The organism is Ancylobacter radicis (assembly GCF_018449475.1).
GTDB lineage: Bacteria > Pseudomonadota > Alphaproteobacteria > Rhizobiales > Xanthobacteraceae > Ancylobacter > Ancylobacter radicis.
In genome coordinates this window covers 43,531-65,053 of sequence record NZ_JAHCQH010000023.1, presented here as the reverse complement: position 1 = coordinate 65,053, position 21,523 = coordinate 43,531, and the positions used below count along the sequence as shown (strand labels likewise).

Below are 21,523 nucleotides of genomic sequence, written 5' to 3'. Positions count from 1 at the left end.
ATCCAATTGGTTCATTCGGTCGCGCAGACATGCTCACGCGCTCCGCCCACCCCTCGGGGGCGGAGCCTCGGACCGTCTGACGATGACCGGGATCGCGCGAATATAGGCCGACGCGCGGTTTCCTGCAAATGATTGCGCGAGGAGGCGCCACAGCCATGCCCGGCGCCTGCCGCGGGACCCGGTGATACCAAGCCTAAGACAATGATAATAAAAGATAAATCAGGATGGAAAAAGCAAGTTTGCGCCGTGCTCCGAACTTGCCGGCGCGGAAGCGCGGGCCTAATCTTGCCGGTAAGCGACGGGGGAGAGGCCATGCGTATTCGCGTTTTCACCGCCGCGGCGGTCCTGCTGGCCGGGCTCACTGGCGCGCAGGCCCAGACAGCGGCGGCGCAGCGGCCCGGCCAGCCGGACGTCACGCGCATCACCGGCGGCCTCTATGAGGTCGACACCAATCACACGCAGGTGTCGTGGACCGTCGACCATCTCGGCTTCACCCCGCTCAGCGGCATGTTCGGGCGCATGAGCGGGACGCTGGTGCTCGACCCGAAGGCGCCGGATGAGGCCCGGCTCGACATCACCATCCCGATGAACGGGCTGGTCGCCACCGTCCCCTCCTTCGCCGAGCATCTGGCCTCGGATGCGTTCTTCGACGCCGCGAAATTCCCCACCGCCACGTTCACATCCTCGCGCGTCGCCGCCCATGGCACTAGCGCCACCATCGAGGGCGAGCTGACGCTGCACGGCGTCACCCGCCCGGTGACGCTGGAGGCGCGCTTCATTGGCGCCGGCTATAATGACCGGCACAAGGCCGAGAATATCGGCTTCACCGCCAGCGCGACGCTGATCCGCAGCGCGTTCGGCCTGGACGAAGGCGCCCCGCTGATTTCCGACGAGGTGACGCTCAGCATTGTCGGCGCGTTCCGCAAACGCCCCTGAACGCCCCCCTTGCCACGCTTGACAGCACGGGCGCGGCCACCCATGACGGAAGCCTTGTTTTCACGGGCGCCCGACGGGACGACGCAATGCACGCCGCTGAAAAACCCCCGCTGCGCGTTCTGCTCTGCGCCCCGCGCGGCTTCTGCGCCGGTGTGGTGCGCGCCATCGACGCGGTAGAGCGGGCGCTCGCCCTGTACGGCCCGCCGGTCTATGTCCGGCACGAGATCGTGCATAACAAATATGTGGTCGAGGGGCTGAAGGCGAAGGGCGCGATCTTCGTCGAGGAGTTGCACGAGGTCCCCGCCGGCACGGCGGCGCCGGTGATCTTCTCCGCCCATGGCGTGGCCAAATCGGTGCCGGAGGACGCGGCGCAGCGCAATTTCTTCGCCATCGACGCCACCTGCCCGCTGGTGACCAAGGTACACCGCGAGGCCACCGTCCATCACAAGAAGGGCCGCGAGGTGGTGCTGATCGGCCATGCCGGCCACCCGGAAGTGATCGGCACCATGGGCCAGTTGCCCGAGGGCGCGGTGTCGCTGGTCGAGACCGCCGCGCAGGCGCGAATCTTCACCCCGCGCGACCCCGACAATCTCGCCTTCACCACCCAGACCACGCTTTCGATCGACGATACGGCGGAGATCGTCGCCATCCTCAGGCAGCGTTTCCCCGCGATGGTGGCGCCGCACAAGGAAGACATCTGCTACGCCACCACCAACCGGCAGGAAGCGGTCAAGCGCGTCGCCCCGCAGGTGGATGCGATGATCGTGGTCGGCGCGCCGAACTCGTCCAACTCGCAGCGCCTGCGCGAAGCGGCCGAGCGCGAGGGCTGCCGCATCTCCGACCTTGTGCAGCGCGCGAGCGAGATCGACTGGAACCGCTTCGGCGCCATCGCCTCGCTCGGCATCACCGCCGGGGCGTCGGCGCCGGAGATATTGGTGGAGGAAATCATCGACGCCTTCGCCGAACGCTACACGGTGGCGGTCGAGACCGTGTACACGGTCAATGAAGACGTGTTCTTCCCGCTGCCCCGGCAGCTTCGCCCCGACGCCGCCGAATAGGCTGTTCCACACCCGACAGGCACCGATGGCCGTCTATACCGATGTGACCCCGGAAGAGCTCGAAGCCTTCCTTTCGACCTATGAGATCGGCCGCCTGCGGGCCTTCAAGGGCATTGCCGAGGGCGTGGAGAATTCCAACTATCTGCTCCAGACGGAAGCCGGCAGCTTCATCCTCACCCTCTATGAAAAGCGGGTGAATCCGGCGGACCTGCCTTTCTTCATCGGACTGATGGAGCATCTGGCGAGCCGGGGCATCGATTGCCCGCAGCCGGTGCGCAACCGCGCGGGCGTCGCGCTCGGCACGCTCGCCGGCCGCCCGGCGCTGATCGCGACCTTTCTCATGGGCACCTCGGTGCGCCGGCCCACGGCGGCCAATTGCGCCGCGCTCGGTACCGCGCTCGCCGGGCTGCATAAGGCGGGCGGGGACTTTTCCGCTTTTTCCCGGGTCAACGCGCTCTCCGTTCCCGGCTGGCGCCCGCTCTATGAGACGGCGGGCGAGCGCGCCGACACGGTGGCCCCAGGCCTGCGGACGCTGATCGCCAATGAGCTGGCTTTTCTGGAGGCGCGCTGGCCGGCGGGGCTTCCGGCCGGCATCATCCATGCCGACCTGTTCCCGGACAATGTGTTCTTCATCGACGGGCGGCTCACCGGGCTGATCGACTTCTATTTCGCTTGCAACGACCTGCTCGCCTATGACATCGCCATCTGCCTCAACGCCTGGTGCTTCGAGCCGGACGGCGCCTACAACCAGACCAAGGGTCGGGCGCTGATCGCCGCCTATCAGGCCGAGCGCCCGCTGAGCGAGGCCGAGATCGCGGCGCTGCCGGTGCTGGCGCGCGGGGCGGCGCTGCGCTTCCTGCTCACCCGGCTGGTGGACTGGCTCAACGTGCCGCCCGGCGCGCTGGTGCGCCCGCACGACCCGCTGGAATATCTGCGCAAGCTGCGTTTCCACCGCTCGGTCGAGAGCCCGCGCGACTATGGCCTCGCGACCGAGCACGCCGCGTGAAGACAGCACCCGGCACCGCCCGCATCTTCGGCGACGACGCCAAAGAGCCGCCCAAGGAACCGCCGAAGGGCATCGTCGCGATCTGGACCGATGGCGCCTGCTCCGGCAATCCCGGCCCCGGCGGCTGGGGCGCGATTCTGCGCTATGCGGGGACGGAGAAGGAGCTGTGCGGCGGCGATTCCCCGACCACCAATAACCGTATGGAACTGATGGCGGCGATCTCCTCGCTGGAGGCGCTGAAGCGCCCCTGCACGGTCGATCTGCACACCGACAGCGAATATCTGCGCAACGGCGTCACCAAATGGATGGCCGGCTGGAAGCGCAATGGCTGGCGCACGGCGGACAAGAAGCCGGTGAAGAATGTCGATCTGTGGGAGCGCCTCGAACTCGCCATCGCCCGCCACGAAATACGCTGGCACTGGGTCAAGGGCCATGCGGGCGACCCCATGAATGAGCGGGCGGACGAGCTGGCCCGCGCCGGCATGGCGCCCTTCAAGGCCGCGCGGGGAATGGGATAAGCGGGCGCGCCGGGCGGAAAACGCCCCTCGACCCCCGCCCGTCGATTGACAAGCCCCCCTCCCCTCCGCTATCAGCCGGGCCTCGAATTTAGGTGAAGCTGGCGGATCGGGGCGCGGCCATAGGCGCCGTCTCATGCGCAGGCGCTATCCATCCGAAGGTTAAGTGTCATGAAGATCCGCAACTCTCTCAAGTCGCTGCTCGGCCGTCACCGCGACAACCGTCTGGTGCGCCGCAAGGGCCGCGTCTACATCATCAACAAGACCCAGAAGCGCTTCAAGGCCCGTCAGGGCTGAGACGACAGGCTTCGAGCGACGTTCCGAACGCGGCCCTTGGGCCGCGTTCACGTTTTCTCGGGGTTCGCTTCTGCGTGTTGACGAGGGCGCCATCGCTCCTACACTGGAGTCATGCGCGCCCTTTTTGCTGCCCTGATCCTCGCCTCCCCGCTCGCCGGTGCCGCCCTTCCCGTATCGGCCGACACGCCGCAGGGCCGCGCGCCGCTGCTTTTCGCGCAATCGCCCGCCGCTCCCGCGCCTGACGCTCACTCCAAGGATGCGCCGCCCAAGGATGCGTTGGGCAAGGACGCGCCGGTTCAGGTCGAGATTCCCAAGGCCAAGGACCAGCCCGGCACCGCGGACGGCCGCAGCACCACCTCCCCGGTGGAGAGCGGCAATGCCGAGCCCGACCGCGCCAAGCGGCTCGACGCGCTGTTTGCCGCGCTGAAGGCGGCGCCGGACGAGGAATCGGCCAAGCAGATCGCCGCCCGCATCGACATCGCGCTCACACCTTCCGGCAGCGACACGGCCGATGTGCTGATGAGCCGCGCGGCGCTGGCCACGCAGGCCAAGGATTACGACCTCGCGATTCAGTTGCTCGACGGCGTGCTGGTCGTCTCCCCCGACCATCTGGAAGCCTGGAACAAGCGCGCCACCGTGTTCTATCTCAAGCAGGATTTCTCGGACGCGCTGGTCGATCTGCGCCAGGTGGTGGCGCGCGAGCCGCGCCATTACGGCGCCTGGGCCGGCATCGCCATCATCTGCAAGGAGATCGGCGACGAGAAGCACGCGCTGGAAGCCGCCCGCCGGGCGCTGGCGGTCTATCCCCATCTCGACGAGGTCGAGGAGATGGAAGAGGAACTCACCCTCACCGTGGAAGGCCGGCCGATCTGACGGACGGCGCGCCCCGCGTCAGGCCCGCTCGTAATCAATGAAGCTGAAGGCGTATTCGTCCTTCTCGCCCTTGATCGGCCCCTCGCGATAGGTCTCGCGCCACTCGGCAAGGTCGAAGGGCGGGAAATGCACGTCCCCTTCCGGGCGTGCATGGACCTGCGTCAGCCGCAGAAGCTGCGCCCGCGCGATCGCCTGCGCATAGATCTGCGCGCCGCCAACCACCGCCATCTCGTCGACGCCGAGCCGCGCAGCCTCCGCCGCGCCGCTCTCCAGCGCCGCCTCCAGCGAGGCAACGACGAGTACGCCTTCCGGCGCGGCAAAGCCGGCGTCGCGGGTGATGACGATGCTGGTGCGCCCCGGCAGCGGCCGGCCGATCGACTGGAAGGTGCGCCGTCCCATCAGGATCGGCTTGCCCCAGGTGATGGCGCGGAATCGCTTGAGATCGCCGGAAATGTGCCAAGGCAGTTCGTCGCCGCGCCCGATCACGCCGTTCTCGGCGACGGCGACGACGAGGGTGAGCCGCGTCGCGGGGCCGCCCGTCACGCCGCCTTGCCCGTGAGTTGGGCGAGCGTCGCCTCGGCGGCGGCAATGCCGGTGAGGTGCGCGCCATGGGCGGTGGAATAGGCATGGGCCGAGACCGCCTCGCCGGCGAAGAACACGCGATCTGCCAAGGACTGGCGCAGGCGCGCGCGCATATGGGCGAGACCCGGCAGGGCGCAGCTATAGGCGCCGCCGATCAGCGGGTCCGCCACCCAGTCGGTGGTCGCGACGCCCGTGACATGGGCGCGGATATCCGCGCCGAAGGTGTCGACAAGGGCAGCAAGGGCGAAATCTTCCATCGCCTTCGGGCCGGCGGCGACGAGGCGCGCGGCATTGTCGCCCGCCAGTTGCCCGATCGCCATCGGCGCGCCGAACGGATTGAGCGTGAAATTGATCGGGTGGCGGTGCGGATCGCGCAGGTCGAGCGTGTCGATATAGGTGGTCGGCGCTACGCCGAAGACATCGCGATCGAAATGAACCGCCACCTTCTCCGCCGCGCCCAGCGGCAGCGCCGCGAAGGCTTCCGCCAGATCAACCGGCAGATGCGGGGCGAAAGCCAGCGCGCCGCGCGCGATGACCGGGGTCGGCACGGCGACGATGACGGCACGGGCGGTCAGGCGCCCGCGCGGCGTCTCCAGCGCGACTCCTGCGCCCGACCAGTCGATGGACGAGACCGGGCAGCCGGTGAGCACCGGCAAATCCGGCGCCGCGCGCCGCGCCACCGCCTGCACCAGCGCGCCATAGCCGCTCGCGACCGGATAGTTTTCCACCGTATCGGCATAGGCGGCATAGTCGAGGGTGGAGACCCGCTCCGCCTCGGTGGCGGTCATCAGATTCAGCCAGTGGCGGGTCAGCCGCAACCAGGGCGTGGTGGTGTCGATCACCGCGCTGGCGGCAATGTCGCAGCCCTCGTCGCCGGCGTGGTGGACGGCGGTGAACAGGGCGTCGATGGCGCGCCAGATGTCCTCACGCTCCACCTCATCGGCCCAACGCTCCCCCAGATGGGTCGCTCGCGCCTGCCGCGTGCCGCGCGCCATATAGCCGATGCCGAGCTCGTCAGCCGCCTGGCGCAGCGGATTGACGGAGGCCGAATGCAGCCAGTGGCAGCCGCGATCCCAGGCGACGCCGAAGGTCGCGCTATCGGTGAAAGCCCGCCCGCCGGTGCGCGGCGCGGCTTCCAGCACCCGCACGTCGATGCCGGCCTGATGCAGGCGCGCGCCCGCGGCAAGGCCCGCAGCGCCCGCGCCGACGACGATCACCTCATGATGGCCGCTCACGATCGGGCCGCGCTATTTCTTGCGGAAGGCATCGAGGCGCACCACCTGCGCACCCTTGTTCTCGCCCTCGGCCGCGTCCGGCTCGGAGGATTTCGCCGGTGCAGGCTCGGCGTCGCCCGGCTTGGCGGCGACCGGCTTCGGATCAGCCCCTTTGCCGACCGTGCCTTTGCCGTCCGTGCCCTTGCCGTCCGCCGGTTTCGCGACGGGCGCCGGCCGGCTGGGTACGGCGCGGAGCGCCTCCGGCTTGGCTGCGTCGGCTTTTGCAGCGTCAGACTTGGTCGGTTCAGGCTTGATGGCGTCAGGCTTGGCAGCCTTCGCCAGTTCGGGCTTGGCCGACCCGGCTGCCGAAGGTGTCGCCTTGGCCGCCGGCACCGCCTTCGGCGCACCGGCGGAGGGCGCGCGCATCGACGGCACGGAGGTCGGCCGGGGGCTGGTGATCGGCGTCGGCTGGGAGGATACGGGCTCGACCTCCTCTTCCTCGTCGTCCTCCGCGCTGGTCGGCTCGAACTGGAGGCCGAACTTCACGGACGGATCGAAGAAGCCCTTCAGGCTGTCAAAGGGCACATGAAGCCGCTCGGGAATGCCGTTGAAGGACAGCCCCACCTCGAAATAGGGCTCGGTGACGATCAGGTCCCAGAACTGGTGCTGGAGAACGATGGTCATTTCCTCCGGGTACCGCTCCTTGAGGCGCGGCGAGAGCCGCACGCCCGGAGCGGTGGTGTCGAAGGAGACATACAGATGATGATCGCCCGGCAGGCCGTCGCGCGCGACGTCCGTGAGGACGCGGCGCACCACGGCGCGCAGCGCGTCCTGAACCAGCAAATCATAGCGAATAAGATCGACGCTCATGCCGGCAATGAACCCGATTCCAGCCTCGACCGCCAGCCGGTCATTGAAATGAAGTGGAGGCTTCTGTTGCCAGGTGCCTCCGAACCCCGCCTTACAGTGCTACCCGCAAGGACTTATTTCCCAGAGATCAAACCGCTCACGCGGCCTGAGCAACCGGAGCATAGTTGTCGTTGGCAACTATAAGTTTGGTCCGATGACGGCGGTACCATGCCGAGCGAAAGAAGATCCTTTACGCCCTCGTCGATCCTGTTTCGCCCCCGCCGAAACCCACCGCGTGGGATGGGCTTGGGTGGAGGCGCCGGGTACTGCCCCCGGGTCCGATGGGTTTATTACGATGTCCGTTTATCGCCATAGCCGGCTTGCACCGGCACAGGGAATATAGGCGCTCGCACGCCGGGTTGGAAGAGGGGGCGGGCCGGCATCCCCCGCTCCCCGCACCCGGCCCGCCTCACGCCTCGGTCTGGTCGCCATATTGCAGGCGCTCGATCGGCTTGTTGCCGCCCTGCGAACCGACCAGTTTCTCGTCCAGTTCGGCGATCCGGGTGCGGATGACCTCCATCAGCACCTCGCGCATCAGCTCATAATCGAGCCGCACATCGGAATGGGCGCTGCGCAGCGCCTGCCCGGCGCGCAGCACCAGCGCCGGATTCATGCGCGAGCCTTCCACCACCAGATCGATCGGGTGGGTGGCGTCCTTCTCCAGCAGGTTGAGATGCATGGCGAGACGGTGATGCTCCTTGGCGAGCGCCGTGGTGCTGTCGGTGCGCTCGATATCGGTGCCGGCCAGCGTGGCGGCCTTGTCGGCGGTGGTGGCGTTGCTGGACATGGTGTTCCTCCCTCGGTGAATGATCCGCGCCAGGGGACAAGCCGGCGGGGGGCCGACAAGTTCCCCAGATACCGCCGCACGGCGACAGCAGGGACGCGTCGGGCGTGTTTGCTGTTGGCAGCCCCGCCGCGCCCGTGTTCCGGGCGCGAACTTGCGCTATATATAGTGGGTCGATCCGCCACAGGCGGACGCTGGCGAGATGGGGCGATGCGGCAATATCACGAGCTTCTGGAACGGGTGCTGCGCGAGGGCGCGCGCAAGGATGACCGCACGGGTACCGGCACGCTCTCCGTGTTCGGCCACCAGATGCGCTTCGACCTTTCCGAGGGCTTCCCGCTCGTCACCACCAAGAAGCTGCATCTGCGCTCGATCATCCACGAGCTGCTGTGGTTCCTCGCCGGCGACACCAACATCGCCTATCTCAAGGAAAACGGCGTCTCGATCTGGGATGAATGGGCGGACGCGAAGGGCGACCTCGGCCCGGTCTACGGCCATCAGTGGCGCTCCTGGCCGGACGGCAAGGGCGGCGTCATCGACCAGATCGCGCAGCTCGTCGCCGATATCCGCCGCAACCCGGATTCGCGCCGGCTGATCGTCTCGGCCTGGAATCCGGCGGATGTGCCGCATATGGCGCTGCCGCCCTGCCATCTGCTGTTTCAGTTCTATGTCGCCGATGGCCGGCTCTCCTGCCAGCTCTACCAGCGTTCGGCCGACATCTTCCTCGGCGTGCCCTTCAACATCGCCTCCTATGCGCTATTGACCCATATGGTCGCGCAGGTGACGGGGCTGAAGGCGGGCGATTTCGTCCACACGCTGGGCGACGCGCATATCTACACCAACCATATGGAGCAGGTTCACGAGCAGCTCTCGCGCAGCCCGCGCGCCCTGCCGAGCCTCAGGCTGAACCCGGCGGTGAACGACCTGTTCGCCTTCCGCTTCGAGGATATCGCCATCGAGAATTACGATCCTCATCCCGCCATCAAGGCGCCGGTGGCGGTGTAATCAGGCAGATCCCATGAGCCTTGCGATACGCCCCGCGCGGCCGGACGACGCCGCGCAGATCCTCGCCTTCGTGCGCGAACTCGCCGAGTACGAGAAGCTGCTGCACGAGGTCGAGGCCAGCCTTGCCGACATCGAGCGCGACCTGTTCGGCCCCGATCCCAAAGTGTTCTGCGACATCGCCGAATGGGAGGGCGAGACGGCCGGCTTCGCGCTGTGGTTCTACAATTACTCGACCTTTCGCGGCCGGCACGGGCTCTATCTCGAAGATCTCTATGTCAGCCCCGCTTTTCGTGGGCGCGGCATTGCGCGGGCCATGATGCGCCGCTTGGCCCGGCGCTGCCTCGATGAGGGGCTCGGGCGCTTCGAATGGTGGGTGCTCGACTGGAACGAGCCGGCCATCCGCTTCTATCGCTCCATCGGCGCGGCACCGATGGATGAATGGACGGTGCAGCGTGTCACCGGCGAGGCGCTGACGGCGCTGGCCGCCGATTGACCGCGAACGGCGGGGCGGCGGGGCGGCGGGCTGTCGCGCAAAGCCCTTTTCACCCGGCACATGAAAAGGCCGCCGGCGAACCGGCGGCCTCTGGTGCTAACAGGACTTGCGGAGGAGACGAACCCGCTCAGAGCGGCTCGTCATCCGGCGCGCCCGGACCATCCGGGCCACCGGGCATGGGGCCGGGCGGCATGCGGTGATGGCCGGGGCCATCCGGGCCGTGACGGCCGGGGCCGAAGCCGTGCGGCCCGCGAGGGCCGTCGTGCCGGGCCATGCGCGGCCCCTCCGCCTGCTTGAACAGAATGGCGAAGCGGTGCTTCTGCTGGTCGTCGAGCGTCTTGAACAGCGGGTCGGCGGCATCCGCCACCTTCTTCAGCGCCTCGCCACGCTCCAGCATGCCGTCGGCCCGCTCACGCAGCCGCTCGATCACGTCGGGGCGATCATCGGGACCCTTTTCGGCGCGCTCCTCGCGATGTTCGAGGCGGCGGTCGATGCGCTGCTGGGACGAGTCGCGCAGCGCCGCTTCCAGCGCCGGCCAGAGCTTTTCCTGATCCGGCGTGAGCTTCAGCCCGGCCTTGAGCGCGGCGATGCGTGCATCGCTCATGGCGCCGGCATTTTCGGCCATTTGCTGCGGGGTAGGACGGGGACCGTCGCCCCTCAAATTCGGCGCGGCGACGCCAAAGGCGACGCTGGCCAGCAGGGCGGCGGCGGTTGCGGCAATGATGGTGCGTTTCATCGGCCTCATCTCCTTGTTTGATGAGGCCGATGTTGCGCGCCAAATCGAAGAATCTCAAATGAAACTTCGGTAACGAACGCATACCACCTTCAGAAACGAAGCTGAATATCCGTTCATCTGAATGAACGACAGATTAACCGGGAGAAATCATCTTATCCGGGCGCACGACTGCATCGAATTCTTCATTAGTGACATAGCCGCCGCCCACCGCTTCCTCACGCAGTGTGGTACCGTTCTTGTGCGCCGTCTTGGCGATCTTGGCAGCATTATCGTAGCCGATCTTCGGCGCCAGCGCCGTGACAAGCATCAAGGACCGCTCCAGCGCCGCCTTGATATTGTCCTCGCGGGCCTCGATGCCGACCACGCAGTTGTCGGTGAAGCTGATCGCCGCATCCGCCAGCAGGCGCACCGACTGCAAGAAATTATAGGCCATCACCGGGTTGTAGACGTTCAGCTCGAAATGGCCCTGGCTGCCGGCGAAGCTGAGCGCGGCATTGTTGCCGAACACCTGCACGCACACCTGGGTAAGGGCCTCGCACTGGGTCGGGTTCACCTTGCCGGGCATGATCGAGGAGCCCGGCTCGTTCTCCGGCAGCGCCAGTTCGCCGAGGCCCGAACGCGGGCCGGAGCCCAGCAGGCGGATGTCATTGGCGATCTTGAACAGCGACACCGCCACCGTGTTGATCGCGCCATGGGTGAACACCATCGCGTCATGGGCGGCCAGCGCCTCGAACTTGTTCGGCGCGGTGGTGAAGGGCAGACCGGTGATGGCGGCGATGCGCTCGGCCACCTTCTCGGCGAAGCCGACCGGCGCATTGAGCCCGGTGCCGACGGCCGTGCCGCCCTGCGCGAGTTCCATCAGCGCCGGCAGCGTCTGCTCGATGCGCTTGATGCCGTTGGTGACCTGCTGGGTGTAGCCGGAGAATTCCTGGCCGAGGGTGAGCGGCGTCGCATCCTGGGTGTGGGTGCGGCCGATCTTGATGATGTGCTCCCACGCCTTGGACTTGACGGCCAGCGCATCGCGCAGACGGGTGAGTGCCGGGAGAAGCGCGTGCACGACCTCAACCGCCGCCGCCACATGCATCGCGGTCGGGTAGGTGTCGTTGGACGACTGGCTCATATTGACATGGTCATTGGGGTGAACCGGCTTCTTCGAGCCCTTCTCCCCGCCCAGCATCTCGATCGCGCGGTTCGAGATCACCTCATTGGCGTTCATGTTGGTCTGGGTGCCCGAGCCGGTCTGCCACACCGAGAGCGGGAAATGCGCGTCGAGCTTGCCGTCGATCACTTCCTGCGCGGCGGCGATGATCGCATCGGCCAGCTTCGCGTCGAGATGGCCGAGATCGCGGTTAGTCTGCGCCGCCGCCTGCTTGATGACGCCGAGCGCGCGCACGATCGGCAGCGGCTGCTTCTCCCAGCCGATCTTGAAATTGCCCAGCGAACGCTGCGCCTGAGCGCCCCAATATTTGTCGCTCGCCACCTCGATGGGGCCGAACGTATCGGTCTCGATGCGGGTGCTGCTCATGCTGAGAACCTCTCGGAAGGGGCGTTTCGGAAAAAATTCGGTGTGATGGCATGCGCCGCCGCAGGCATTTATCACGCGGGCCGGTCGCGGGAAATGCGACCTGGGGAGGGGAAAGCGGAGGCATCTTCCGCAGCCCGGAACCGAACGTCAGGCAGGGCAGAAGCGTTCGGGAACGTGCAGCGGAATTGGCGGAAGCCCAGCTGCGACGACCGGGCCTCAGTTCCGCTAGAGACGGATCCCCAGCCTGCGCAGCAGGGTGCGCAACGACCGACGCTGCAATAATGTCCAGCGCGCTAGCCAGCGCATGCGGCGGTCCGCTTCCCGCTGGCCGTAGCTGCGGATTTCCCACGCATAGATGGAGAAGGCATTGGCCGATCGAGGGGCCGCGCGGCAACCGCCAAGCCAGCCCTCATGGCTGTGGCGATCCTCGCTCGTGACAGGTTCGGGCAAGCCGGCCACATAGGACGCCTTGGCCCACCAGAAGTTATACCATACCCACCCGTCGGCGGCGGGGAAGAGGCCGAGCATGTCGATCCGCTCGTCATCGAGCAGGGCGAGAAACTGGCGCCACTCCTCAAACGTGCCGCGCGTGAGCGCCTTTTCGGTGCAGCAGCGGGCCGGGATATTGCGGCTGACGCTCTTGGAATGGAAATACGCGACCCGCGCCTCCGGGCACGCACAAGCGATCTGCCAGAGACGGTGCAGAGCCCAGTATTCATAACGGTTCTCGAGATGAATGAGGATCGTCGCGCGGGGGCCGCACAGGCCCGCGACGAAGTCCGCCAGGCCCGGTGTCGCGTGCGGATCGGTGATGACGATGCTAAGATCGGCCTCCGCCAGCAGACCGTAGCGCCGCAGACTGCCAATCTGCCCCGCCATGATGGCGCGCCAGTTCGACCCGGGGTGGAGAAAGAACCCATAAACGACGTGGATCGGCCGGGAAACGCTTGGGGTGATCGGTGGCTCGCCGCGCATCTGAACTCCCCCCGGTAATAAATTACTCCTTACCGCCTCACGGTAGGGGAGGCCAGATCGAAAACGGCGGCCGGCAGCCGCGATCCGTTTCGCCCATGCCGCCTACCGCCAGCGAGTGGGCGATGCGCACCCAACCCGGCCCCAGCAGCCAAGCACCGGAATCGGTTTTCGGCGCGCTCGGGTAAGGCGCCCCGGCAAAGCGACCCAGGAAGGGAGACCGCCCGGCTCAATGAGCTGGTGATGTGTGACCCAGACGACAGAAATGCTCACAAATACGTGATCGCGACTGTCGCCCGACACATTGAATAAGTCGTTGAAAAATTTAGATTTTTTCCATTTTACATGGAACCGATTACTTCTTGCATGTATTTTGGAAATTTAACTGATATTTCTATAGCACCATAATACCGCTACAATGAGATGACTGACTGCAAATCCTCGCTTTTGCTGCAACATCGATTTTTCTGATCCACTTTATTAACAATGGATTCCACCTCAACCTATTGACGCACATCAACGACGCAGCCACATCCTCTAGGGGAGCGGGAACCGATGTCCGACATTGTGAATCTTCATCGCCACCGGAAACGAATTGCGCGGGAGGAGGCGGAACAAAATGCCGCCGCACGCCGTTTGCAGTTTGGCCGCACGAAAGCCCAGCGCGCCGCAGAGGCGGCCGCCGAGCTTAGGAAAGAAAAGTCGCTGGATGGGCACAGGCGAGTTCGAGAGGACGAGACATGAAGAGTCCCGTGGTCAAGCGATCCATCGTAATCGCAGGACACAAGACAAGCGTCAGCCTGGAAGATCAGTTCTGGGATGCGCTTAAGGAAATAGCGGCGAGCCGCCGCACGACGCTGTCGGAAATCGTGGCGTCGATCGATTCCGGACGAAATCAGGGCAATCTGTCGTCGGCCATCCGGCTGTACGTCCTTGCCTATTACCGCAATCCCCCCTCCGGGCGGGAACATGTGGAACATGCGAGCAACGGTTCGTCGATCCGTTCTCCCGTTGCGTAAGCCCGGCCCGCGCCCCATATGCGAACTTGCGAAGGCGCGTTGTAACCGGGTGTGCCGTCACCTATAACCGCCATCGTCGTGTCTCTCGTCGAGGGAACACGAGAACCTTTATGCACGGTGGCGTCTGACGGTTCTGCGTTTGCGAGCCCGGATGCATCGGGCGCGCAAATGGAGTGGCCGCGGAATGTCGTGGAAGAACCAGAGCGGTGGACCATGGGGTGGTGGTCCGCGCGGTCCCTGGGGTACTGGCCCGCAATCGTCGGGGCCCAATTCTCCTGATCTCGAAGATCTGATCCGGCGCGGCCAGGAAAAGCTCCGCACGGCTCTGCCCGGAGGCTTCGGCAGCGGCAAGGGTATTCTTGCCGTCGTTGTCATCGCTCTGGTTGCCTGGCTGCTCTCCGGCTTCTACCGCGTCGAGCCCGACGAGCAGGGCGTGGTTCTGCGCTTCGGCAAATTCGTCGGCACGACCAATCCCGGCCTGAACTATCACCTTCCCTATCCGGTCGAATCGGTGCTGACCCCGCAGGTCACGCGCGTCAACCGGATCGACATCGGCATCCGCACCGGGGACGATCCCCGCCGCGGCACCGCCGCGCGCGATGTTTCCGAAGAAAGCCTCATGCTGACCGGCGACGAGAACATCGTCGACGTCGACTTCGCCGTGTTCTGGATGGTCAAGCCCGCCGCCGCCGGTTCCACCGAGGATATCGGCGCCGCCGACTTCCTGTTCAACGTCCAGAACCCGGAAGGCACCATCAAGGCCGTGGCGGAAAGCGCCATGCGCGAGGTGGTCGGCCGCACCAACATCCAGCCCATCCTCACCGGCGCCCGTCAGAACATCGAAACGGCGGTGCATGACCTGATGCAGAAGACGCTCGACAGCTACCGCTCCGGCGTCCTCATCACCCAGGTGCAGTTGCAGAAGGTCGACCCGCCCTCGCAGGTCATCGACGCCTTCCGCGACGTGCAGGCCGCCCGCGCCGACGCCGAGCGTCTGCAGAACGAGGCGCAGGCCTATGCCAACCGCGTCGTCCCGGAAGCACGCGGCGAATCCGCCCGCATCACCCAGGGTGCGCAGGGCTACAAGGAGCGCGCGATCATCGAGGCGCGCGGTCAGGCGTCCCGCTTCCTGAGCGTGCTCGGCGCGTACCAGAAGGCTCCCGACGTGACCCGCGAGCGCCTCTATCTCGAGACCATGGAGCGCGTGTTCGACGGCATGGACAAGGTCATCATCGACCAGCCGGCCAATGGCGGCCAGGGTGTCGTGCCCTATCTGCCGCTCGGCGCCCTCGACGCCCGTCGCGCCCCGACCACTGCCGGCCAGGGAGCGGCCCAATGAAAAATAGCCTTGGTATCGTTCTCGCGGTCATCGTCGCGGTTGCCGCCATCATCCTCTACTCGGCCCTGTTCAGCGTCTATCAGACGCAGCAGGCGCTCGTGCTGCGCTTCGGCGAGCCCGTGCGCGTGATCGAGCAGCCCGGCCTCAACGCCAAGATCCCGCTGGTCGACAGCGTGATCATGATCGACAAGCGCATTCTCGACCTCGAGAACCCCTCGCAGGAAGTGATCGCGGCCGATCAGAAGCGGCTCGTGGTGGACGCCTTCGCGCGCTACCGCATCGTCAACCCGCTGCGCTTCTACCAGTCGGTGGGCAGCGTGGAGGGCGCCAATTCCCGTCTTGCCACCATCCTGAACTCCTCGCTGCGCCGCGTGCTGGGTGAATCCACCTTCACCCAGGTGGTGCGCGACGAGCGCGAGGTGCTGATGGCCCGCATCCGCGATCAGGTGAATCGCGAGGCCGGCAATTTCGGCATCACCGTGATCGATGTCCGCATCCGCCGCGCCGACCTGCCGGAAGCCAACAGCCAGGCGGTGTTCCAGCGCATGCAGACCGAGCGTCAGCGCGAGGCCTCCGAAATCCGCGCCCAGGGCGCCGAGGCCGGGCAGACCATCCGCGCCCGCGCCGACCGCGACTCCACGGTCATCGTCGCCGAGGCGACCGCGACGGCCGACCAGCTGCGCGGTGAAGGCGATGCCGAGCGCAACAACATCTTCGCGCAGGCCTACAGCCAGGATCGCGGCTTCTTCGAGTTCTACCGCTCGATGCAGGCCTATGAGGCATCGCTGAAGAAGGGCGAGACGCGCATGCTCATCTCGCCGACCTCGGACTTCTTCCGCTTCTTCAACGCGCCCAGCCCGGAGGGCAGCCCCGCTCCGAGCGTTCCGCCTGCGGCTTCTCCCGCCGCCGGCGCGCCCGCGACCCCCGCCGCTCCCGCCAACTGATCCGGCGGAGCCATGGCGGATCTCATCGTCGCGCTGGGTCTGGTCCTGGTGATCGAGGGCCTGATGCTGGCGGCGGCGCCGGGCGCGGTACGCCGCGCCGCGGAATCGATCGGCCAGCTGCCCGATCAACCGCTGCGGATTGCCGGCCTCGCTGGCGCCGTCGTCGGCGTCCTGGTGGTCTGGCTGATGCGTGGCTGACAGCCCCGCACTCTGAACCCTGCTCAGGGGCGCCCTCACCGGCGCCCCTTTGCTTTTGCGCCCCTCATCTTCCCGCACCCGCCTGTGCGGCTCGCGCGGTTTTGGCTTGCATCGGCTTTTGGCCGGGCTAGCGTCAGCACAACGAGTTCGGGAAGGCGTCGCCTCCCCCGCGGCGAAGGAGGCAGCATGAGCAACGGGATGGATGCGGCGGCGGGCACACGCGGCGCGAGAGCCCGCACGGGTATCGCCGGGCTGCTTCTGGCGGGCCTGATCGCCGCCACCTCGCTCGGCAGCTTCGGCCCGCCCGCCGGGGCGGCGGCCATGAAGGGGCCGGATTCGGTTGCCGACACCGCCGCCAACGTCATGGACGCGGTGGTCAACATCTCGACCTCGCAGACCGTGGCGCCCTCGCGTAGCGTGCCGACGCCGGAACTGCCGCCCGGCTCGCCTTTCGAGGAGTTCTTCGAGGAGTTCTTCAAGCGCCGGCAACAACAGCAGGGCGAGGACAACGCGCCGCGCCGGGTCTCCTCGCTCGGCTCCGGCTTCGTCATCGATCAGGCCGGCTTCATCGTCACCAACAACCACGTCATCGCCGACGCCGACGAGATTTACGCCAATTTCGCCGATGGCTCGAAGCTCAAGGCCGAACTGATCGGGCGGGACACCAAGATCGACATCGCCCTGCTCAAGGTGACGCCGGAGGAGGGCAAGCCGCTGAAGGCGGTGAAGTTCGGCAATTCGGACGTGCTGCGCGTCGGCGACTGGGTGATGGCGATCGGCAACCCGTTCGGGCTCGGCGGCACGCTCACCGTCGGCGTGATCTCCGCCCGCAACCGCGACATCAACAGCGGGCCCTACGACAATTTCCTGCAAACCGATGCCGCCATCAATCGCGGCAATTCCGGCGGGCCGCTGTTCAACATGGATGGCGATGTGATCGGCATCAACACCGCCATCATCTCGCCCTCGGGCGGCTCCATCGGCATCGGCTTCGCCGTGCCCGCCAACACCGCCGTGCCGATCATCGCCCAGCTCAAGGAGTTCGGCGAGGCGCGGCGTGGCTGGATCGGCGTGCGCATCCAGCAGGTGACGCCCGAGATCGCCGAAAGCCTCGCCTTGGGCCGGCCGCGCGGCGCGCTGGTCGGCGCCGTCACCGAGGACGGCCCGGCCGCCAAGGGCGGGCTGAAGGCGGGCGATGTGGTGCTCTCCTTCGACGGCAAGGAGGTGAAGGACATGCGCTCCCTGCCGATCATCGTCGCCGACACGCCGGTCGACAAGGAAGTCGAGGTGGTCGTCGTCCGCAAGGGCACGGAGGAGAAGCTCAAGCTGGTGGTCGGGCGCCTCAACGAGGCGGAGGTTGCCGCGGCCACTCCCGAGGCGCCGGAAGCCAAGCCGGACGCGCCGAAGGTGGAGACGCAGAAGCTGCTCGGGCTCGACCTTGCCGAACTCACCCCGGAACTGCGCACCCGCTTCAAGATCAAGGATGAGCTGAAGGGCGTGGTGGTCATGGCGGTGGAACCCGGTTCGGTCGCCGCCGAGCGCGGCATCGCGCCGGGTAACCTCATCGTCGAGGTCAATCAGGAAGCGACCGCGACCCCGAAGGACATCGAGAACCGCCTTGAGGCGCTGAAGAAGGACGGGCGGCGCTCGGCCCTGCTGATGGTGGCCGATCCCGAAGGCCAGATCCGCTTCACCGCCCTGCCGGTGGACTGAGCGACCGCCGACGCCGGACCCGCGATCAGGCCCGCCTCACCGGCGGGCCTTTTCATGGGGACTGTCGGACCCGACACGAGCGCGCGGCGCTGGCGGCGATCAGGGCTTCTTGGGCGGCATGGGCGGATTGGCCGGCGGGATAGCCGGGGCCGCGCCCGGCACGGCGGCGGAGCGTTGCGGCTCGGTCAGCTGCACCGTCCAGCTTTTCTGCTCCTGCGTGTCCACCTCGAAGAAGCCGGTGCGGTCGAAGCCGCGCGCCAGGCAATCGGCGATGCCGCGAATGGTGAATTCCTTCTCGCGGGTGCACATGAAGGCCTTGCCGGACCACTCCCCGCCGAGATCGTAGTCGATCGCATAGACGTAATAATAGCGGGCGACCAGATCGCCGCGCAGCAGCGTCTCGCAGCTATTGGGGCCGATATTCCACCAGCCCTCGGTCGACCAGCTATTGCCGTCCTTGTAGCCGAGCGCGATGCCGACCCGGCTGGCCGAGCGGTTGCACAGGCGGAAATCGGCAGCCGCCGGCGACGGCGCCAGCATCACGGCGAGCGCCGGCACGGCTCCGGCCAGCAGCAGGAGACGCGCATGGCCCCGCCGTCGGCGGGTCCGTGCGGGATCAGCTATCGATGAAAACGGCGCGGAAATCATTGACGTTGGTGCAGGTCGGTCCCGGCGTCAGAAGGTCGCCCAGAGGCTCGAAGAAGCCCGTCGAATCGTTATTGGCGAGAAAGGCGGCGGGATCGAGACCGGCGGCGCGGGCGCGGGCCAGCGTGTCCGGCAGGACGAAGGCACCGGCGGGGTCGGAGGCATCGCCGCCGCCGCCATCCGTGCCGTCGGTGTCGCCGGCCACCGCATAGATGCCGTTGGTCCCCTCAAGCGCGACGGCGAGCGCCAGCGCGAATTCCTGATTCGGACCGCCCCGGCCCTGGCCGCGCATGGTCACGGTGAGTTCGCCGCCCGACAGCAGCACCGCGCGCGTGCCGGCCGCCTTCAGCTCGCGCGCCTTGGCCGCTTGGGCAGCGGCGACCTCGCGGGCCTCGCCTTCCAGATTGTCGCCGAGCAGGATCGGCTCCAGCCCCGCCGCGCGCACCAGCTTCTCGGTGGCGATGAACGAATCCACCGGCCGGGCGATCAGGTGATACTCGGCATTGGCGAAGGCCGCGTCGCCGGGCTTGGGCGATTCATTGGCGCTGTCATGCAGCGCTGCGGCGATCGAGGCCGGCGGATCGATATGGTAGCGCGCCAGCACCTCGCGCGCCTCGGCCAGCGTCGAGGGATCAGGGACAGTGGGGCCGGAACCTATCACCGCCGGATCGTCGCCCGGCACATCGGAAATGGCGAGCGTCACCACCCGCGCCGGCTGCGCCAGCGCCGCGAGGCGCCCGCCCTTGATGCGCGAGAGATGCTTCCGCACCGTGTTGATCTCGGTGATGTTGGCGCCCGAGCGCAGCAAGGCGCGGGTGAGCAGGCGCTTGTCGTCGAGATCGACGCCCGCGGCCGGGGCGATCCAGTTGGCCGAGGCGCCGCCCGAGAGCAGCACCAGCACCAGATCATCCGCGGTGGCGGAGGCGGCGAGGTCGATCGACTTCTGCGCCCCGGCAAGCCCCGCCGCATCCGGCATCGGGTGGCCGGCTTCCACCATTTCCAGACGCTGCGTCGGGCGGCCATAGCCATGGCGGGCGACGCCGATGCCGGCCAGACGGGCCGGATCGAGGCCGAGCGTGTCGAGATAATGCCGCTCCGCCACTTCCAGCATCGAACCGGCGGCCTTGCCGGCGGCGAGCAGGATCAGCCGGCCCCTGGACGGGGGCGGCGGCAGCGCCGGAGGCAGACACGTGTCGGGATGGGCAGCCGCGACCGCGGCGGAAAAAAGCTGGTCCAGAAAGGCACGCGCCGCCGTGTCGCTCATCTCTAATCCCTACCCCGCCCGACCGGGCCTCTGACCGGCGGTTGGTCCGCCGTGATGCCTTATGGCGCGCAGGATCGAATCCTCATCCCCTGCGACCGTAAACGGGCGTATTCCTATGGCACTCACCGCCTCACGTCACTATCCTCTAGGCACTTAGTCGCATCGCACAGGCAATTATGCGCCGCCTCCCGACGCAAGACCTCGCCCCCGACCTCGCCCCGGAGGCTTCCCCGGCCGTGACCGCCGACGACGATTTCCCGCCCTTCGAGCGTATCCCCGGCGATCCCGCCACCGGGCTGATCCTGCTGTGCGACCACGCCTCCAATGCGCTGCCGCCCGCTTATGGCTCGCTCGGCCTGCCGCCGGAGCAGCTCGCCCGCCATATCGGCTACGACATCGGCGCCGCCGGAGTGACACGCCGCCTCGCCGCGCGTCTGGACTGCCCGGCGGTGCTGTCCTGCTTCTCCCGCCTGCTGATCGACCCCAATCGCGGCGAGGATGACCCGACGCTGGTGATGCGCCTGTCCGACGGCGCGCTCATTGCCGGCAACCGTCATGCCGACGCGGCGGAGATCGAGCGCCGCATCGCCCGCTTCCACCGGCCCTATCATCAGGCGATCGAGGCGGAGATCGAGGCGGCGCTGGCGGCCGGCATCGTGCCGGCGATCCTCTCCGTGCACAGTTTCACCCCGGTGTGGCGCGGCCTTGCCCGCCCCTGGCACGCGGCCATTCTGTGGGACGCCGATCCGCGCTTCACCCGCGAGCTGATCGCGGCGCTGGAGGCACCGGGCGACCTGATCGTCGGCGACAACGAGCCTTATGACGGGGCGCTCAAGGGCGATTGCCTCTACCGCCACGCCACACGGCGCGGTCTTGCCAGCACGCTGCTGGAGATCCGGCAGGACCTCATCGCCGACGCGGCGGGACAGGAATCATGGGCCGCGCGGCTGGCCGGCCTGTTGCCGGCCCTGCTCACGGAGCCGGCGCTGCACCGCGTGGAATGGCACGGCTCGCGCACCGGGCCGGTCGTGCCTATCTATCCGCCTGAGACGCGCGTCTAGCGCGATCCCCTGAGCGCGACGACCCGGGAGTTTCCCATGACCGAGACCACCGCTACCCCTGAACTCGACGCGACGGCTCGCACCGAGCTGGAGGCCGCCGCCTTCCGCCGGCTGGTGGCGCATCTGCGCGCGCGCACCGACGTGCAGAACATCGACCTGATGAACATGGCCGGCTTCTGCCGCAACTGCCTGTCCAACTGGTATCTCGACGCCGCCCAGGAGCGCGGCCTGCCGGTGACCAAGGACGAGAGCCGCGAAGTGGTCTACGGCATGCCCTATGAGGAGTGGAAGGCGCGGCACCAGAGCGAGGCCAGCCCGGAGCAGAAGGCCGCCTTCAAAGGCCCCGGCGGCCACTGAAGCGCAGCGTTTTTCACAGGCAAGCGGTGGATAGCGGGTGCAGTCGCGGGATGCGGGGCGTCGCCGAGCCGGCCAGCC

Annotated in this window: 24 protein-coding genes, 1 other RNA gene and 1 pseudogene; 16 read left to right on the top strand and 10 right to left on the bottom strand. The window is 67.2% G+C overall.

Going from position 1 to position 21,523, the window contains the following annotated elements; genetic code table 11:
* Positions 1 to 312: 312 nt before the first annotated feature.
* The 6 genes from KIP89_RS18785 to KIP89_RS18760 all read left to right on the top strand — a co-directional run bounded on the left by KIP89_RS18785 (position 313) and on the right by KIP89_RS18760 (position 4,685).
* A complete protein-coding gene (locus tag KIP89_RS18785; protein WP_213757128.1) occupies positions 313 to 936 on the top strand; it encodes a YceI family protein in 624 nt (207 codons plus the stop codon).
* An 86-nt stretch (positions 937 to 1,022) separates the two neighbouring features.
* A complete protein-coding gene (gene ispH / locus KIP89_RS18780; RefSeq protein WP_213757127.1) occupies positions 1,023 to 1,994 on the top strand; it encodes a 4-hydroxy-3-methylbut-2-enyl diphosphate reductase in 972 nt (323 codons plus the stop codon).
* 25 nt (positions 1,995 to 2,019) lie between these two features.
* Positions 2,020 to 3,000 carry a homoserine kinase gene (locus KIP89_RS18775; RefSeq protein WP_213757126.1) on the top strand — a complete coding sequence of 327 codons (981 nt, stop codon included), beginning with the start codon at positions 2,020 to 2,022 and terminating at the stop codon, positions 2,998 to 3,000.
* A 23-nt stretch (positions 3,001 to 3,023) separates the two neighbouring features.
* Entirely contained in the window at positions 3,024 to 3,518 is a 495-nt protein-coding gene (gene rnhA / locus KIP89_RS18770; RefSeq protein ID WP_213757224.1) for a ribonuclease HI, read from the top strand.
* Positions 3,519 to 3,686: 168 nt separating this feature from the next.
* Positions 3,687 to 3,812 carry a type B 50S ribosomal protein L36 gene (gene ykgO, locus KIP89_RS18765; RefSeq protein ID WP_013167868.1) on the top strand — a complete coding sequence of 42 codons (126 nt, stop codon included), beginning with the start codon at positions 3,687 to 3,689 and terminating at the stop codon, positions 3,810 to 3,812.
* A 111-nt stretch (positions 3,813 to 3,923) separates the two neighbouring features.
* On the top strand, positions 3,924 to 4,685 hold the full coding sequence (locus KIP89_RS18760; protein ID WP_213757125.1) for a tetratricopeptide repeat protein: 762 nt from the start codon (positions 3,924 to 3,926) through the stop codon (positions 4,683 to 4,685).
* 18 nt (positions 4,686 to 4,703) lie between these two features.
* Here KIP89_RS18760 and KIP89_RS18755 read toward each other — a convergent pair whose 3' ends face one another.
* The 5 genes and pseudogenes from KIP89_RS18755 to KIP89_RS18735 all read right to left on the bottom strand — a co-directional run bounded on the left by KIP89_RS18755 (position 4,704) and on the right by KIP89_RS18735 (position 8,177).
* On the bottom strand, positions 4,704 to 5,228 hold the full coding sequence (locus tag KIP89_RS18755) for a dihydrofolate reductase (protein WP_213757124.1): 525 nt from the start codon (positions 5,226 to 5,228) through the stop codon (positions 4,704 to 4,706).
* Positions 5,225 to 6,502 carry a flavin monoamine oxidase family protein gene (locus KIP89_RS19940; protein ID WP_369808519.1) on the bottom strand — a complete coding sequence of 426 codons (1,278 nt, stop codon included), beginning with the start codon at positions 6,500 to 6,502 and terminating at the stop codon, positions 5,225 to 5,227. The genes KIP89_RS18755 and KIP89_RS19940 overlap by 4 nt, the downstream gene beginning before the upstream one ends.
* A 234-nt stretch (positions 6,503 to 6,736) precedes the next feature.
* Positions 6,737 to 7,351 (bottom strand): annotated as a pseudogene (locus KIP89_RS19930) (SspB family protein); the annotation flags it as partial.
* Between the two features lie 52 nt (positions 7,352 to 7,403).
* Positions 7,404 to 7,759, bottom strand: a transfer-messenger RNA (tmRNA) gene (gene ssrA / locus KIP89_RS18740).
* Between the two features lie 40 nt (positions 7,760 to 7,799).
* Entirely contained in the window at positions 7,800 to 8,177 is a 378-nt protein-coding gene (locus tag KIP89_RS18735) for a hypothetical protein (RefSeq protein ID WP_250152653.1), read from the bottom strand.
* Positions 8,178 to 8,384: 207 nt separating this feature from the next.
* Here KIP89_RS18735 and KIP89_RS18730 point away from each other — a divergent pair, with 207 nt between their 5' ends.
* On the top strand, positions 8,385 to 9,179 hold the full coding sequence (locus KIP89_RS18730) for a thymidylate synthase (RefSeq protein ID WP_213757122.1): 795 nt from the start codon (positions 8,385 to 8,387) through the stop codon (positions 9,177 to 9,179).
* Positions 9,180 to 9,192: 13 nt separating this feature from the next.
* Complete coding sequence (locus KIP89_RS18725; RefSeq protein WP_213757121.1) at positions 9,193 to 9,672, top strand: GNAT family N-acetyltransferase; 480 nt, start codon at positions 9,193 to 9,195, stop codon at positions 9,670 to 9,672.
* A 127-nt stretch (positions 9,673 to 9,799) separates the two neighbouring features.
* Here the strand turns inward: KIP89_RS18725 and KIP89_RS18720 are convergent, their stop codons facing one another.
* The 3 genes from KIP89_RS18720 to KIP89_RS18710 form a co-directional block, all read right to left on the bottom strand.
* Positions 9,800 to 10,408: a Spy/CpxP family protein refolding chaperone gene (locus KIP89_RS18720; protein ID WP_213757120.1), complete on the bottom strand. Its 609-nt coding sequence runs from the start codon at positions 10,406 to 10,408 to the stop codon at positions 9,800 to 9,802.
* A gap of 133 nt (positions 10,409 to 10,541) precedes the next feature.
* A complete protein-coding gene (gene fumC / locus KIP89_RS18715; RefSeq protein WP_213757119.1) occupies positions 10,542 to 11,933 on the bottom strand; it encodes a class II fumarate hydratase in 1,392 nt (463 codons plus the stop codon).
* 225 nt (positions 11,934 to 12,158) lie between these two features.
* On the bottom strand, positions 12,159 to 12,908 hold the full coding sequence (locus KIP89_RS18710; protein ID WP_213757118.1) for a hypothetical protein: 750 nt from the start codon (positions 12,906 to 12,908) through the stop codon (positions 12,159 to 12,161).
* Positions 12,909 to 13,460: 552 nt separating this feature from the next.
* Here KIP89_RS18710 and KIP89_RS18705 point away from each other — a divergent pair.
* From KIP89_RS18705 to KIP89_RS18680, 6 genes are all read left to right on the top strand, one after another.
* Positions 13,461 to 13,649: a DUF4169 family protein gene (locus KIP89_RS18705; RefSeq protein ID WP_213757117.1), complete on the top strand. Its 189-nt coding sequence runs from the start codon at positions 13,461 to 13,463 to the stop codon at positions 13,647 to 13,649.
* A complete protein-coding gene (locus tag KIP89_RS18700) occupies positions 13,646 to 13,924 on the top strand; it encodes a ribbon-helix-helix domain-containing protein (protein ID WP_213757116.1) in 279 nt (92 codons plus the stop codon). Before KIP89_RS18705 ends, KIP89_RS18700 begins: the two co-directional genes overlap by 4 nt.
* A gap of 184 nt (positions 13,925 to 14,108) precedes the next feature.
* Positions 14,109 to 15,263, top strand: a complete 1,155-nt coding sequence (gene hflK, locus KIP89_RS18695; RefSeq protein WP_213757115.1) for an FtsH protease activity modulator HflK — start codon at positions 14,109 to 14,111, stop codon at positions 15,261 to 15,263.
* Positions 15,260 to 16,207, top strand: coding sequence for a protease modulator HflC (gene hflC, locus KIP89_RS18690; RefSeq protein WP_213757114.1), 948 nt, complete (start codon positions 15,260 to 15,262; stop codon positions 16,205 to 16,207). Before hflK ends, hflC begins: the two co-directional genes overlap by 4 nt.
* A 12-nt stretch (positions 16,208 to 16,219) precedes the next feature.
* Positions 16,220 to 16,405: a DUF2065 domain-containing protein gene (locus tag KIP89_RS18685; RefSeq protein WP_213757113.1), complete on the top strand. Its 186-nt coding sequence runs from the start codon at positions 16,220 to 16,222 to the stop codon at positions 16,403 to 16,405.
* A gap of 186 nt (positions 16,406 to 16,591) precedes the next feature.
* Positions 16,592 to 18,118, top strand: a complete 1,527-nt coding sequence (locus tag KIP89_RS18680; RefSeq protein WP_250152652.1) for a Do family serine endopeptidase — start codon at positions 16,592 to 16,594, stop codon at positions 18,116 to 18,118.
* A 99-nt stretch (positions 18,119 to 18,217) separates the two neighbouring features.
* On the opposite strand, the gene KIP89_RS18675 is transcribed toward KIP89_RS18680, so the two are convergent.
* Both KIP89_RS18675 and KIP89_RS18670 read right to left on the bottom strand, forming a co-directional pair.
* Entirely contained in the window at positions 18,218 to 18,658 is a 441-nt protein-coding gene (locus KIP89_RS18675) for a DUF1036 domain-containing protein (protein ID WP_369808524.1), read from the bottom strand.
* A gap of 76 nt (positions 18,659 to 18,734) precedes the next feature.
* A complete protein-coding gene (locus KIP89_RS18670) occupies positions 18,735 to 20,027 on the bottom strand; it encodes a glycerate kinase type-2 family protein (protein WP_213757111.1) in 1,293 nt (430 codons plus the stop codon).
* A 176-nt stretch (positions 20,028 to 20,203) separates the two neighbouring features.
* Between KIP89_RS18670 and KIP89_RS18665 the strand changes: the two genes are divergently transcribed.
* Both KIP89_RS18665 and KIP89_RS18660 read left to right on the top strand, forming a co-directional pair.
* Positions 20,204 to 21,088, top strand: a complete 885-nt coding sequence (locus KIP89_RS18665) for an N-formylglutamate amidohydrolase (RefSeq protein ID WP_213757110.1) — start codon at positions 20,204 to 20,206, stop codon at positions 21,086 to 21,088.
* A gap of 36 nt (positions 21,089 to 21,124) precedes the next feature.
* Positions 21,125 to 21,445, top strand: a complete 321-nt coding sequence (locus KIP89_RS18660; protein ID WP_213757109.1) for a DUF1244 domain-containing protein — start codon at positions 21,125 to 21,127, stop codon at positions 21,443 to 21,445.
* Positions 21,446 to 21,523: the final 78 nt, after the last annotated feature.

Coding starts and splice junctions, on each gene's coding strand:
- hflC (WP_213757114.1), top strand. CDS start 15,260: ATGAAAAATAGCCTTGGTATCGTTCTCGCGGTCATCGTCGCGGTTGCC.
- KIP89_RS18675 (WP_369808524.1), bottom strand. CDS start 18,658: ATGCTGGCGCCGTCGCCGGCGGCTGCCGATTTCCGCCTGTGCAACCGC.
- KIP89_RS18725 (WP_213757121.1), top strand. CDS start 9,193: ATGAGCCTTGCGATACGCCCCGCGCGGCCGGACGACGCCGCGCAGATC.
- KIP89_RS18700 (WP_213757116.1), top strand. CDS start 13,646: ATGAAGAGTCCCGTGGTCAAGCGATCCATCGTAATCGCAGGACACAAG.
- KIP89_RS18685 (WP_213757113.1), top strand. CDS start 16,220: ATGGCGGATCTCATCGTCGCGCTGGGTCTGGTCCTGGTGATCGAGGGC.
- KIP89_RS18665 (WP_213757110.1), top strand. CDS start 20,204: ATGCGCCGCCTCCCGACGCAAGACCTCGCCCCCGACCTCGCCCCGGAG.
- KIP89_RS18680 (WP_250152652.1), top strand. CDS start 16,592: ATGAGCAACGGGATGGATGCGGCGGCGGGCACACGCGGCGCGAGAGCC.
- ykgO (WP_013167868.1), top strand. CDS start 3,687: ATGAAGATCCGCAACTCTCTCAAGTCGCTGCTCGGCCGTCACCGCGAC.
- hflK (WP_213757115.1), top strand. CDS start 14,109: ATGTCGTGGAAGAACCAGAGCGGTGGACCATGGGGTGGTGGTCCGCGC.
- ispH (WP_213757127.1), top strand. CDS start 1,023: ATGCACGCCGCTGAAAAACCCCCGCTGCGCGTTCTGCTCTGCGCCCCG.
- KIP89_RS18785 (WP_213757128.1), top strand. CDS start 313: ATGCGTATTCGCGTTTTCACCGCCGCGGCGGTCCTGCTGGCCGGGCTC.
- KIP89_RS18705 (WP_213757117.1), top strand. CDS start 13,461: ATGTCCGACATTGTGAATCTTCATCGCCACCGGAAACGAATTGCGCGG.
- KIP89_RS18760 (WP_213757125.1), top strand. CDS start 3,924: ATGCGCGCCCTTTTTGCTGCCCTGATCCTCGCCTCCCCGCTCGCCGGT.
- KIP89_RS18710 (WP_213757118.1), bottom strand. CDS start 12,908: ATGCGCGGCGAGCCACCGATCACCCCAAGCGTTTCCCGGCCGATCCAC.
- KIP89_RS18730 (WP_213757122.1), top strand. CDS start 8,385: ATGCGGCAATATCACGAGCTTCTGGAACGGGTGCTGCGCGAGGGCGCG.
- KIP89_RS18775 (WP_213757126.1), top strand. CDS start 2,020: ATGGCCGTCTATACCGATGTGACCCCGGAAGAGCTCGAAGCCTTCCTT.
- KIP89_RS18720 (WP_213757120.1), bottom strand. CDS start 10,408: ATGAAACGCACCATCATTGCCGCAACCGCCGCCGCCCTGCTGGCCAGC.
- fumC (WP_213757119.1), bottom strand. CDS start 11,933: ATGAGCAGCACCCGCATCGAGACCGATACGTTCGGCCCCATCGAGGTG.
- KIP89_RS18660 (WP_213757109.1), top strand. CDS start 21,125: ATGACCGAGACCACCGCTACCCCTGAACTCGACGCGACGGCTCGCACC.
- KIP89_RS18670 (WP_213757111.1), bottom strand. CDS start 20,027: ATGAGCGACACGGCGGCGCGTGCCTTTCTGGACCAGCTTTTTTCCGCC.
- KIP89_RS18735 (WP_250152653.1), bottom strand. CDS start 8,177: ATGTCCAGCAACGCCACCACCGCCGACAAGGCCGCCACGCTGGCCGGC.